Annotated in this window: 11 protein-coding genes; 3 read left to right on the top strand and 8 right to left on the bottom strand. The window is 70.3% G+C overall.

The features are described 5' to 3' along the window. The first annotated feature begins 68 nt into the window (after positions 1-68). The gene (gene pknB / locus ACFUNE_RS17310; protein ID WP_383567976.1) at positions 69-2,060 is read left to right on the top strand and encodes a Stk1 family PASTA domain-containing Ser/Thr kinase; all 1,992 of its coding nucleotides are present in this window, start codon (positions 69-71) and stop codon (positions 2,058-2,060) included. A gap of 81 nt (positions 2,061-2,141) precedes the next feature. Here the strand turns inward: pknB and ACFUNE_RS17315 are convergent, their stop codons facing one another. The 5 genes from ACFUNE_RS17315 to ACFUNE_RS17335 form a co-directional block, all read right to left on the bottom strand. After that, positions 2,142-2,870, bottom strand: a complete 729-nt coding sequence (locus tag ACFUNE_RS17315; RefSeq protein ID WP_383567979.1) for a class E sortase — start codon at positions 2,868-2,870, stop codon at positions 2,142-2,144. Between the two features lie 37 nt (positions 2,871-2,907). Next, positions 2,908-4,290: a class E sortase gene (locus ACFUNE_RS17320; protein ID WP_383567982.1), complete on the bottom strand. Its 1,383-nt coding sequence runs from the start codon at positions 4,288-4,290 to the stop codon at positions 2,908-2,910. Continuing rightward, positions 4,287-4,925: an aminodeoxychorismate/anthranilate synthase component II gene (locus tag ACFUNE_RS17325; RefSeq protein ID WP_383567985.1), complete on the bottom strand. Its 639-nt coding sequence runs from the start codon at positions 4,923-4,925 to the stop codon at positions 4,287-4,289. The genes ACFUNE_RS17320 and ACFUNE_RS17325 overlap by 4 nt, the downstream gene beginning before the upstream one ends. Next, a complete protein-coding gene (locus ACFUNE_RS17330) occupies positions 4,922-5,110 on the bottom strand; it encodes a hypothetical protein (RefSeq protein WP_383567988.1) in 189 nt (62 codons plus the stop codon). Before ACFUNE_RS17330 ends, ACFUNE_RS17325 begins: the two co-directional genes overlap by 4 nt. A gap of 129 nt (positions 5,111-5,239) precedes the next feature. Further along, positions 5,240-6,007, bottom strand: coding sequence for a DUF881 domain-containing protein (locus ACFUNE_RS17335; RefSeq protein ID WP_383567991.1), 768 nt, complete (start codon positions 6,005-6,007; stop codon positions 5,240-5,242). A gap of 136 nt (positions 6,008-6,143) precedes the next feature. Between ACFUNE_RS17335 and crgA the strand changes: the two genes are divergently transcribed. After that, complete coding sequence (gene crgA, locus ACFUNE_RS17340; protein ID WP_383567994.1) at positions 6,144-6,398, top strand: cell division protein CrgA; 255 nt, start codon at positions 6,144-6,146, stop codon at positions 6,396-6,398. A gap of 242 nt (positions 6,399-6,640) precedes the next feature. Here the strand turns inward: crgA and ACFUNE_RS17345 are convergent, their stop codons facing one another. Together ACFUNE_RS17345 and ACFUNE_RS17350 are read right to left on the bottom strand one after the other, a co-directional pair. Then, positions 6,641-7,552 carry a rhomboid family intramembrane serine protease gene (locus ACFUNE_RS17345; RefSeq protein WP_383567997.1) on the bottom strand — a complete coding sequence of 304 codons (912 nt, stop codon included), beginning with the start codon at positions 7,550-7,552 and terminating at the stop codon, positions 6,641-6,643. Between the two features lie 151 nt (positions 7,553-7,703). After that, the gene (locus tag ACFUNE_RS17350; protein ID WP_383568000.1) at positions 7,704-8,231 is read right to left on the bottom strand and encodes a peptidylprolyl isomerase; all 528 of its coding nucleotides are present in this window, start codon (positions 8,229-8,231) and stop codon (positions 7,704-7,706) included. A 347-nt stretch (positions 8,232-8,578) separates the two neighbouring features. On the opposite strand from ACFUNE_RS17350, the gene ACFUNE_RS17355 reads away from it, so the two are divergent. Further along, positions 8,579-9,304, top strand: coding sequence for a DUF5324 family protein (locus ACFUNE_RS17355; RefSeq protein ID WP_383568003.1), 726 nt, complete (start codon positions 8,579-8,581; stop codon positions 9,302-9,304). Between the two features lie 91 nt (positions 9,305-9,395). Here ACFUNE_RS17355 and ACFUNE_RS17360 read toward each other — a convergent pair whose 3' ends face one another. Further along, on the bottom strand, positions 9,396-12,293 hold the full coding sequence (locus tag ACFUNE_RS17360) for a BTAD domain-containing putative transcriptional regulator (RefSeq protein ID WP_383568006.1): 2,898 nt from the start codon (positions 12,291-12,293) through the stop codon (positions 9,396-9,398). Positions 12,294-12,298: the final 5 nt, after the last annotated feature.

Consider the following 12,298-nt stretch of genomic DNA (forward strand, 5'->3'; position numbering starts at 1 on the left):
GCGCGAGCAGCGCACCGCCGGACCACACACGGGTGCGGTCGGGACTGACGGAGAGGGCTGGATCAGTTATGGAAGAGCCGCGTCGCCTCGGCGGCCGGTACGAGCTGGGCTCGGTGCTCGGCCGTGGTGGCATGGCCGAGGTCTACCTCGCCCACGACACCCGGCTCGGCCGCACCGTAGCTGTGAAGACGCTCCGGGCCGATCTCGCCCGCGACCCGTCCTTCCAGGCACGGTTCCGCCGTGAGGCCCAGTCCGCCGCCTCGCTCAACCACCCCGCGATCGTCGCCGTCTACGACACCGGCGAGGACTACGTCGACGGGGTCTCCATCCCGTACATCGTGATGGAGTACGTCGACGGATCGACACTCAGAGAGCTCCTGCACTCGGGCCGCAAGCTGCTGCCGGAGCGGACCCTCGAAATGACGGTCGGGATCCTCCAGGCACTGGAGTACTCGCACCGCGCGCAGATCGTCCACCGCGACATCAAGCCGGCGAACGTCATGCTGACGCGCACCGGCCAGGTCAAGGTCATGGACTTCGGTATCGCCCGCGCCATGGGTGACTCCGGCATGACGATGACCCAGACCGCGGCGGTCATCGGAACCGCTCAGTACCTCTCTCCGGAGCAGGCGAAGGGAGAGCAGGTCGACGCACGCTCCGACCTGTACTCCACGGGCTGCCTGCTCTACGAGCTGCTCGCGGTCCGGCCCCCGTTCGTCGGGGACTCGCCCGTCGCGGTCGCGTACCAGCACGTGCGCGAGGAGCCGCAGCCTCCGAGCAACTTCGATCCCGAGATCACGCCCGAGATGGACGCGATCGTCCTGAAGGCGCTGACCAAGGATCCCGACTACCGCTACCAGTCGGCCGACGAGATGCGCGCCGACATCGAGGCCTGCCTCGACGGCCAGCCGGTCGCGGCCACGGCGGCCATGGGCGCGGCGGGCTACGGCGGGTACGACGCCTACGGCAACGACCAGCCGACCACCGCCCTCCGCGCGACGGACCCGGGTGGCGCCCAGACGTCGATGCTGCCGCCGGTCAATCCGGACGACGGCGGCTACGGCTACGACGACCGTCCCGACCGGCGGCGCCAGAAGAAGAGCAACACCTCGACGATCCTCCTGGTCGTCGCCGGCGTTCTCGTCCTCATCGGCGCGATCCTCATCGGACGTGTGGTCTTCAGCGACACCGAGGGCGACGCCACCAAGTTCGACGCACCGAACATGATCGGCTCCACGGTCAGTGAGGCGCAGAAACTCGCCGACAACGCGGAAGTCGTCCTGGCGGTGGGTTCCAGGGAGCCCTGCGAGGACCAGGAGAAGGGCCAGATCTGCAGCCAGCGCCCGTCCCCGGACGCCCAGATGAAGACGGGCGAGACCGTGACGGTCGTCGTCTCCACCGGCGCCCCCAAGGTCGAGGTGCCGGATGTCCTGGAGAAGTCCGAGGCCACCGCGCGCAAGGCGCTGGAGGACGACGGCTTCACGGTGAACGTGAAGACGGTCGAGTCCGAGAAGACCACGGACACGGTCATCTCGCAGGACCCCGAGGGCGGTTCGAAGGTCGAGAAGGACACCGAGGTCACGATCACGGTGGCCAAGGAGGCGACCGAACCGATGCCCGACGTGCGCACCCGCTCCTACGACGCGGCCGTGGCACAGCTGAACGGCCTCGGCTTCACGAACGTGTCGAAGCAGGACGTCGACTCGGAGGAGCCCGCCGGGACGGTCGTCGAGCAGAGCCCGACAGGACCGAGTGACCAGGCCAAGGACGTCCAGATCGTCCTGAAGGTCTCCAAGGGCCCGCCGCAGCCCGAACAGGTCACCGTCCCGGGCGACATCGTCGGCAAGCGGTACCAGGAGGCGAAGGCCCAGCTCGAGGGCATGGGCCTGGTGGTCGCACTGGCCCCCAACTCGCCCGACAAGCCCAACGCCTTGGTGATGGGTGCCGAACCGGGAGCCAACGCCCAGGTCGCCAAGGGCGGCACAGTCACCCTCACCACCCTCGGTGGCGGAGGCGACGGCAACATCTTCGGAGGCCCGTCCGGCACAGCGGCGGACTGACCCGCCGAGCGCCCGGAAACGGATCAGGGCCCCGGTCACCTCAACGGTGACCGGGGCCCTGTGTTTCTGTCCGCGGGCGCCTTACCGCAGCTCCTCCGGGAGCGTGCGGTCCCTGTCCACCTTCTCGGTGCGCACCAGCTCGCCCCACACGATGTAGCGGTACTTCGAGGTGTAGACGGGCGTGCACGTGGTCAGCGTGATGTAACGGCCGGCCTTCTTCACACCCGATTCCCTGGGTACGGCAGCGATCGCGTCGACGTTGAACTTCGACGTCTCCGGAAGCTTCGCGAAGACCTTGTAGACGTACCAGGTGTCCTTGGTCTCGAAGACGACCGCGTCGCCCTTCTTGACCTTGTCGATGTTGTGGAACTTGGCGCCGTGTCCGTCCCGGTGGGCGGCCAGCGCGAAGTTGCCCTGGTCCGCCGAGGGGAGTGCCGACTTCACGGGGTCCGTGTAGTAGCCGGCGATGCCGTTGTTGAGGGTCTCGGTGTCGGTGCCCTTCTTGACCAGCACCTCCCCGTTCTTCATGGCGGGGACGTGGAGGAATCCGATGCCGTCCCTCGTGTCCAGCGCCCCCGGGCCGCCGGCCCACCGGTCGCGGACGGTGTTGCCCTGCTTGTCGGCCTCGCGGTCGGCGAGCACATTGGTCCACCACAACGAGTAGGCGACGAACAGGCCCAGCACCACCCCGGCCGTGATCAGCAGTTCGCCGAAGACACTCACCGCCGTCGCGACGGGATGGCGGCTCCTGCGGCGCACCGGGGCCGACGGCTCTCCGGTGCGCTCCTCGTGCTCGGTCCTCGCTGCCACCGCACCCGTCCCTGTCGTGATGTCGTCCAGCCCCGCGTCAGCCGACGAGCGCGTCGGGCTTCCCCTTGCTGCGCGGCCGTTCGTCGACCATTTTGCCCCACACGATCATTCGGTACGTACTCGTGAATTCCGGCGTGCAGGTCGTCAGCGTGATGTACCTGCCCGGGCCGGTGAAACCGGAGCCCGGGGGGACTTCGTCGATCACGGCCACGTTCGACGGCGACGTCTGCGGAAGGATGCTGGTCATCTCGTACGTGTAGTAGGCGTCCTGCGTCTCGACCACGATCGGATCGCCCGGTTTCAGCTTGTTGATGTAGCGGAAGGGCTCGCCGTGGGTGTTGCGGTGGCCCGCCACCGCGAAGTTCCCCTGCTCCGCCGAGGGCATGGCGGTCTTCAGCTTGCCCTCGCCGTAGTGACCGACCATGCCGCGGTCGAGGACCTTCTCCTTGCTGATGCCCTCGGCGATCGGCGCGACCACGTCCAGCTTCGGGATGTGCATGATCGCGAAGCCCTGGCCGGGCTCGAACGCGCCGGGGCTGCGCGCGCCGCTCGCCCAGTCGTCCTGGATCTTGTGCGTCTCCTGGCCGGCGATCTGGTCGGCGCGGACGTTGGTCCACCACAACTGGTAGGTGACGAACAGGAGCATCAGCACGCCGAAGGTGATGAACACCTCGCCGACGACCCGGCTGGCCACGACGGCGGGGCTGTCCTTGGCGGCACGCGCCGCGCGGCGCGCCTCCAGCCGTGACATCGGAACCGCGGGCGCACCGGCCTCGGGTTCGGGGGCGGGCCGGGCCTCACCCCGTCGTCTTCCCCGCCCCTTGGCCGCCCTCCGGCGCTCGGCCCTGCCACCTGTCGGCAGCGGTTCGGGAGCGGCCTCCGCATCCGCGGGGCCTGCGGGCGCGGCCACCCTCCGCGTATCGGCCGTCCGCAGGGCGACGGTCTCGTCGTTCCGGACCGTAGGGTCGCCGGCCACAGGCCGCACGGGATCCGGGACGCCGGGGACAGGCCGCCCGGGATCGGGGACGGGCGACGCCGGCACCGGGGCCGGCCCTTCCGCCCTGGGACCGGGCACGCCCGCCGTCGGGCCGGGTATCACCGCGGTCCCCCGGACGGTCCCCGCCATGGGAGCCGCCGCAGCCTCCTGCGGCCCGTACCAGTCCCTCTGATAGCCCTCCGGGTCGTACCACTCACCCGGGGCCTCCGCAGGCCCCTGAGCCGCCGTCTGGGGCGCCTGGGGTGCACCGTCGTCGGCCGATGCGGCCTCGGTCCGGAACCAGGGCGAGGTGTGCGGTCCCGGCAGCGGGTCGTTCAGCGGGTCCGCGAGCTGCTCCACCGCCTCGGCGAATGTGCCGTCGGGCTCGTACGCTCCCTGCGCGTACGGGCCTTCCTGTCCGGCGCCGGGGCGGGGTGAGGTCACGCGGCGGCCTTGCCCACCACCGGGGCGAGCCCCGCCGATCTCCCGACGGCCCCCGCGTCACCGCACTGCCCGAGCCAGTTGGCGAGCATCAGGTGGCCGTGCTCCGTGAGCACCGATTCGGGGTGGAACTGCACGCCCTCCACCGCCTGTTCACGGTGGCGCAGGCCCATGATGATGCCGTCGGCGGTGCGTGCGGTGACTTCGAGCTCGGGCGGAACCGTCGTGGGTTCGGCGGCGAGCGAGTGGTAGCGCGTCGCGGTGAAGGGGGACGGCAGACCGGCGAACACACCCTTGCCCTCGTGCAGCACGGGGGAGGTCTTGCCGTGCAGCAGCTCCGGCGCGCGGTCCACCACGCCGCCGTACGCGACGGCCATCGACTGCATCCCCAGGCACACGCCGAAGACGGGGACGCCGGACCGCGCGCAGTGGTGCACCATCTCGATGCAGACACCCGCCTGCTCCGGTGTGCCCGGGCCGGGCGACAGCAGGACGCCGTCGAAGCCGTCGTCCGCGTGTGCCGTGGTCACCTCGTCGTTGCGCACCACCTCGCACTCGGCACCGAGCTGGTAGAGGTACTGGACGAGGTTGAAGACGAAGCTGTCGTAGTTGTCGACGACGAGAATGCGTGCGCTCACTGGCCGGACCCCGCTCCGCCGGTGCCTTCGCCGTCCAACGTCGCATCACCGAAGGGGAGCAGCGGCTCCGCCCAGGGGAAGACGTACTGGAAGAGCGCGTAGACAACGGCCAGGGCCAGCAGGAGCGAGATGAAGCCCCGCACCCATGCGTTGCCCGGCAGATGCCGCCAGATCCAGCCGTACATGCTGTTGCCTCCATTCGGTACGGCACCAGACTAAACGGCCGGGGCACAGGCGTGGGTCAGCTGTGGAAAGCCGCTTGTCCGCCGCCTGTCGCGGGCGCCGCGCATACCGTCGGCCCCGTCGACCCGGGGCTACTTCACCGGCTGTGCGTAATGGAGATCGACGGTGCCCGAATAGCCGGGAAGCGTCAGCTTGTCATCTTCTTCGACCTTCCATCCCAGACCGTACGCCTTTACGTACAGCTGGTAGTTCTGGATGGCCGTGGAGCCGTCGAGCGCCTGCCTGAGCTTCTCGCGGTCACCGACGGCGGTGACCCTGTACGGAGGCGAGTAGACCCGGCCCTGAAGGATCAGCGTGTTGCCGACGCAGCGCACCGCGCTGGTGGAGATGAGCCGCTGGTCCATCACCCGGATCCCGCGGGCCCCGCCCTCCCAGAGGGCGTTGACCACGGCCTGCAGGTCCTGCTGGTGGATGACCAGGTCGTTGGGCTGGGGCTCGGGGTACCCGGGGTTGGCCGTGGCGTTGGGCGGGGCGTCGTTCAGCGTGACGGACAGCGCTTCGCCGGTGACCGCCGTGGTGCCCGCGGCCTTCTCCAGCGCGTCGAGCTCGGCGTCCTCGGCGCGGGTACTCCCGTCGTCGCGCCGGGCGAGGGTGTCGATGTCCGCGCGCACGGAAGCGGTCGATTCGTCCAGCTCGGCGTTCTTCTCACTGCGCTGCTGAATGAGGTCGGAGAGCTTCAGCAGGGAGGAGTCGGTCCGGATATCGGTCCCTTTGGCCGTGTTGGCACTGGTGACGAAGATCAGTCCGGCCAGTGCGAAAACGGCAGCGGTGAGGCTTTGGACCGGCCATCGGGACAAGCTCCGGGCCCGGCCTCGGGGAGAGTCGGCAGAATTGCTCAACGTACCCTTATCTCCTTAGGCGCCACGGAAGCACTACGCTAACGGACGCCCCGGGGAGGCAGCATTCCCCCTCGCGCCCCGGCGCCAGCCACAGATCCCTGCGCGGTCACGCAGCGCATCGACAGGAGAGTCCCTCGTGCCGAAGTCACGTATCCGCAAGAAGGCAGATTTCACGCCTCCGCCGGCGAAGCAGGCGACGAGCATAAAGCTGACCAACCGCAGTTGGGTGGCGCCGGTGATGCTGGCGCTCTTCCTGATCGGCCTGGCCTGGATCGTGGTCTTCTACGTCACCGAGGGCGACCTGCCGATCGACGCCCTCGGCAACTGGAACATCGTCGTGGGCTTCGGATTCATCGCCGGCGGCTTCGGCGTCTCCACCCAGTGGAAGTAGCTCTGCCCTGAAGTTACCCACAGAGTTATCCACAGGTGGGGGAAAAGGTCTGACGATCTGTGGATAACTTCCCTCGAAGTTGACGCCGGTGTGACTACACACTTACGCATCCCGAGGCCGTGCGCCCCTTGTCCTGACTGGAAAAACCCGGTTCAGCGACAAGGGGCACACCTGTTCCCCACGTCATGCACAAGATCCGGCACCCTCTGTGGACAACCGGCCTCCTGGAGCGATGGTTCCGCTCAGGTGAGCGCCACTGTCCTGACGAGGACGGCCACGACGACCACCACGAGGGCCAGCGCACAGGCGCCGTACTGCACGAGATTCCGGCGCTCGCGCGGCGCGTGGACCATGGCGACCGCGATCAGGGCTCCGGCGACGAGCCCGCCCACATGAGCCTGCCAGGCGATCCCGCCCCAGGGGTTGAAGGTGAAGATCAGGTTCACCACGAGGAGCGCGATCACCGGCCGCATGTCGTAGTTCATCCTGCGCATCAGGACCGCCGTGGCACCCAGCAGACCGAAGACGGCGCCGGACGCACCGAGCGAACCCTGCGCGGGGTCGGCGATCCAGTAGGTGAGCGCGCTGCCCGCGAGCCCGGAGAGCAGGTAGAGCGCGAGGTAGCGGGCACGGCCCAGAGCGGCCTCCAGGGGCCCGCCGAGCCACCACAGCCCCAGCATGTTGAAGGCGATGTGCCACACCTCCTGGTGCAGGAACATCGACGTCACCAACCGGTACCACTGGCCTTCCGCCACTCCCTCGATGCCGCCGGACGGGCCCGTGTAGGCACGTCCGAACAGCAGCAGGTCGTCGACCAGCGGATACTTCGTACGCTCGGTGACGAGGACCGCGACGAAGACGGCTAGGTTGATGCCGATCAGGATCTTGGTGACCAGCCTGGGGTCGGCGGCGACACGACCGCCCGCCAGGGTCCGCGGCCGCCGGGCCGCGGGGTGGCGCCCCGCACCCGCCCCTTCGCGGACGCACTCCGGGCAGTGGAAACCGACCGAGGCCTCGATCATGCAGTCCGTACAGACCGGGCGGTCGCACCGGGTGCAGCGGATCCCCGTCTCCCTGCCCGGATGCCGGTAACACGTGGGCGGACCGCCCGCGGCCGCGGACCCGTCCTGGTCTTCCGGCGGCTGCTGGTCCATCGGTCACGGCCCCTTCGGTCCTCGTCCGTGGAGGCGGCGCACACACGGCCGCCCCGCTCGCCCGTTATGTATCAGTACGGACGAGCAGGGCGGTTGGTTCCCGAGAGGGCGGCGGCCGCAGGTCAGCGGCCCGTGCGGCTCAGCCCTCGGATCAGCGGGTCTCGATGACGACCGACTCGATCACCACGTCCTGGAGCGGGCGGTCGGTCCGGGGATTGGTCTCAGCCGCGGCGATGGCGTCCACGACCTTCCTGCCCGCCTCTTCGGAGACCTCACCGAAGATCGTGTGCTTGCCGGTCAGCCACGCGGTGGGCGACACCGTCACGAAGAACTGCGAACCGTTGGTGCCCGGACCCGCGTTGGCCATGGCCAGAAGGTACGGCTTGGTGAACGCGAGGTCGGGATGGAACTCGTCACGGAACTCGTACCCGGGGCCGCCCGTGCCGTTGCCCAGCGGGTCGCCTCCCTGGATCATGAAACCTTTGATGACGCGGTGGAAGACGGTGCCGTCGTAGAGCTTGTCCGTGGACTTCCTGCCGGTCGCCGGATCGGTCCACTCACGCTCGCCCGTGGCGAGCTCGACGAAGTTCTTGACCGTCTTCGGCGCGTGGTTCGGCAGGAGCCGGATCTCGATGTCGCCCTGGTTGGTCTTCAGAGTGGCGTAAAGCTGCTCGGCCACGATCCGCCTTCCTTAAGTCTTCGCTGACGACCACCGATCCTCGCACGGGGGCGCTCGTCCGCCGGGCGACCACGGCCCGGGGACGGGCCCACTCACCTTGTTGCCCGCTTTCCTGCACCTTTCCCACACTTCCCGCACGACATGGGCGGCCAGGTGCCCGACGGCGCGGAGCGCGCCGACACGAACCGTGGCATCGTCGGCGACACGCTCCCCTTGCACCGCTTTGCCCGAGAATGACGTTCATGACCCGGATGCCCGTCCCGCATGGCGCACAAGGCCCCAGCGGGCATGATTTCGAATTGGGTGGATAGGCGGAGTACCTACCCGCCACCAAGGAGGAGGATCCCGTGACCCGCATCGACAGCGTGCGCGCCGCAACCTACTCGGCGAAGGACAGCGCGCAGCACGCCGCGGAAGTGGTGGCGCCCTACGCCGACACGGCCAAGGAACAGGCCGCGCACTACGCGCAGGAGGCTCGTGCACGGCTCGCGCCCAAGGTGTCGAAGGCAGCCGCGCAGGCCCGCGTCCAGTACGGCGCGCATCTCGCACCTCGCATCGAACAGGCGCTGACCCACGTGCCGCCCAAGGTCGACGTAGCCGCGCACAAGGCCGCCACCCGGACGCGCAGCGCCGCCCGCACCGCAGCCGACTACACCGTTCCGCGCGTCGAGTACGCGGTGGCGGCGAGCCGGCCCATGGCCGAGGAGGCCACCGCCCGCAGTACGGCCGCGCTGGCCGCACTGCGCGGTCAGGTGACCGCCAAGGAGATCCAGAAGCTGGTCAGGAAGCACGAGCGCCGGGCCAGGGCGGGCCGGGCGGCCAAGGGCTTCCTCGTCCTGGGCGTCCTGGCCGGCGGAGCCTTCGCCGCCTGGAAGTGGTGGGACAAGCAGGCCAACCCGGACTGGCTGGTCGAGCCGCCCGCCCCCACCGATGTGTCCGACGACCGTGCCCCGCTGACCTCGGTGGACGGCAGCGGCCGTACGGTGCTCGACCCGGAGGTCCGCGTCAAGCAGGACGAGGCGGAATCCGGATCGGACCCGGTGGACGGAACCGACCGCGACGACCGGCGCTGACCCGGCCCGCCGGGAACGACGCCTGAGAGGGGCGCCGGAAGACCTCAGGGTCTCCGGCGCCCCTCTCTCGTGCGGTGCTTGCGGGGAGCCCTCAGCCGACCCGGCACGGCTCGAAGACCGTGCTGCGGAGGCCTGCCAGGGCATGCTGCTCGGCCCGGTGGAAGTGGAGGCCCCGCGCGATGCGAAGGGCCTCGCGGTGGTGCTCGGCGGCCTCGCGGGGGCAGCCGAGCGCGGACATCGCGCGTCCCGCGGCGTTGCGGCACTCCGCCTGGGCCCAGAGGTCTCCCAGCTCCTCCGCGACCTCGATACCGGCCAGACACAGGGAACGGGCGGCCTCGCGGTCGCCCGTCCTCGCCTTCAGGGCGCCCAGATAGGACTGGGCCAGGGCCTTGGGGCGCTGGAGCCCTCGGTGGTCCCTGCTGAGGGCGAGACCGGCTTCGAGGGAGAGCGCGGCGGTGTGCGGGTGGCCCAGCGCCTCGTGGACCAGACCCAGCTCGACCAGGGTCATCGCCTCGGCCCCGCGGTGTGACTGCGAGCGGGTCAGCCGCAGGCAGCGGGAGTACAGGCGGTATGCGGCGCCGGGCGCCCCTGCGTCCAACTCGACGCGGGCGAGCGCCCCGTAGGCGAGGGCGGTCCGCAGATGGTCGGTCCCCGCCGAATAGAGGCGGACGGATTCCGTCAGGTGCCCGCGCGCCTCGTCCAGCGCGCCGGTGGTCCAGCGGGCGCGTCCCAGTTCCTCCCTGGAGGCGGCCAGCAGATCCGGCCAGTCGTGGAGCTCACTGAGCCGCAGGGCTCGCTGGACGTGTTCCTCCGCGGAGTCGACGAGGCCCGCGGTGAGGGAGGCGTCGACGAGGCTGAGGGAGAGTTCGGTCTCCGCCCGCGGGTTCGATCCCCGTTGCGCGGCCCGCAGCCCGGCCCGCGCGACGGCGAGCCACTCGGGGACACGTGACCGGCGCTTGCAGGTCTCCCGCAGCATGCCCGCGAGTGTCCAGGCGGCGACGTACGGACCGTGCTCGGCGGTGTGCTCCACGGCGGCGGTGAGATTGCGCAGTTCGGCCTCCGCGTCCTCCCTGGAGACCGGTGCGCCCTCGGTGGCACGGGGCTGCTGCCCCACCACGTGGATCCGGCCGGCACGGCCGTCGAGCACGCTGGCGACCTGCGTGTACCAGCCCAGGAGACGGTTCAGCGCCTCGTGGCGCGACTCCGCCGGCTCCTCGTCGCCCGCCCGGTTCCAGGCGTACTCCCGGAGCAGGTCGTGCGGGAAGCGGAAACGGCCCGGAGCGTGCTGGACCAGGAGGTTCGCCGTGGCCAGCGCGTTGAGGGCGGGGCGCACGGCGGTCTCGTCCGTGCCGGTGAGGGCGGCAGCGGCCGCGTAGGTCAGATCACGGCCGGGGAGAAGGCCGAGCATGCGCAGGGCGCGCCGGTCCCGGTCGTCGAGCCGCTGGTAGGACAGGTCGAGCGACGCACCCACGGACGCCCGTTCGTCGTCCGCGACGGAGGCTCCGGCCAGCGGTCCGGCCGCGGCGAGCTCCCGGGCCACGGACCTGAGGTCGAAGTGCGGGGAGACCGCGGATCCTGCCGCCACCACCCGCAGGGCGAGCGGCAGGTGTCCGCAGAGCCGCGAGATCTCCGCCACGGCGGGATCCGGTTCCCCCGTCGGCCGCGGGCGGCCCAGCGCGCTCCTGAGCAGCTCCGCCGATTCGTCGGGCCCCAGCACGGGCAGCACGATGCGCTGCGCGTCCTCGTGCACCGCCAGGCTGACCAGTGCCCGCCGGCTGGTGACGAGGACGGCGCAGCCCGTCGCGCTGGGCAGCAGGAGCCGTACGTGGTCGGCGTCGGCCGCGTTGTCCAGAACGATCAGCATGCGACGGGTGGCGATGACCGAGCGGAAGAGTGTGCCGCGTTCGAGGCAGTCGTTGGGGACGTGCTGGGCCGCCACACCCATCGCCCGCAGGAACGAGCCGAGGATCTCGCACGGATCCGCCGCGCCGAGACGGTCGAAACCCCTGAGGTCGACGAAGAGCTGACCGTCCGGGAAGTCGTCGGCGACCTGGTGGGCGCAGTGCACCGCCAGTGCCGTCTTGCCGATCCCCGCGGTGCCCTCCACACAGACGACGGGCGCGTTCCCGGAACGGAGCCGGTCGGTGATCCGGCCGATCTCTTCCGTGCGGCCTGTGAAGTCCCGTACCGCGCTGGGCAACTGGTGGGGTGTGAGGGGTGCTTCCGGAGTCCGTTCCCGGGGCAGCACCGCGCTCAGGACGAACTGGTGCGCGTCCCTGAGCTCGGCGCCCGGCTCCACGCCGTACTCCTCGACCAGCCGCTCGCGGATGCGCGCGTAGGCGTCCAGAGCCTCCACCTGGCGGCCGCTGTCGGCGAGCGTCCGCATGAGGAGGGCGTGCAGGCGTTCGCGGAGCGGGTGCACGTTGATGAGGCGCACGAGCTCGGGGAGGTGGCGTTCCCCCTGTCCGAGCGAGACCTCCAGTGCGTACAGCTCCTCCTCGGCGGCGAGCCGGCGCTCCTGGAATCGATCGCGCTCCAGTTCGATACCGCGGCTCTCGGTTCCCTCGGCGAGCGGGCCGCGGGCCAGGGCGGTCGCCCGGGCCAGTGTCTCGGCGGCGTCCGCGGGCCGCCCCGAGTCGCTCAGGGCACGGGCGGCGGCGAACAGTTCCTCGAACTCGAGGAGATCGCAGTCGAAGCCGCCGGGCGTGCCGAGCACGTAGCCGGCCTCGGAATGGGTGAGGGGCAGGGAGGACGGCAGACAGCGCCGCAGTCCCGAGACGTACTTCTGGACGAGATTGAGGGCGTGGGCCGGCGCGTCGTCACCCCAGACCATCGCGATGATCCGGTCCGCGGGTACGGGACGGGGGCCGCCGAGCAGCAGGGCGACCAGCACCGCGCGCTGGCGGGGCGGTCCGAGCGGCAGTGACAAGTCGTCGACCAACGCCCTTAACGGGCCCATCACTTCGAAACGTACATGCGAGTCAATCATTTTCC

The organism is Streptomyces sp. NPDC057287 (genome assembly GCF_042667905.1).
Lineage (GTDB): Bacteria > Actinomycetota > Actinomycetes > Streptomycetales > Streptomycetaceae > Streptomyces.

Excerpts from the sequence above, each read along its gene's own strand:
- pknB (WP_383567976.1), top strand. The coding sequence starts at position 69 with ATGGAAGAGCCGCGTCGCCTCGGCGGCCGGTACGAGCTGGGCTCGGTG.
- ACFUNE_RS17345 (WP_383567997.1), bottom strand. The coding sequence starts at position 7,552 with ATGGACCAGCAGCCGCCGGAAGACCAGGACGGGTCCGCGGCCGCGGGC.
- ACFUNE_RS17330 (WP_383567988.1), bottom strand. The coding sequence starts at position 5,110 with ATGTACGGCTGGATCTGGCGGCATCTGCCGGGCAACGCATGGGTGCGG.
- ACFUNE_RS17360 (WP_383568006.1), bottom strand. The coding sequence starts at position 12,293 with ATGATTGACTCGCATGTACGTTTCGAAGTGATGGGCCCGTTAAGGGCG.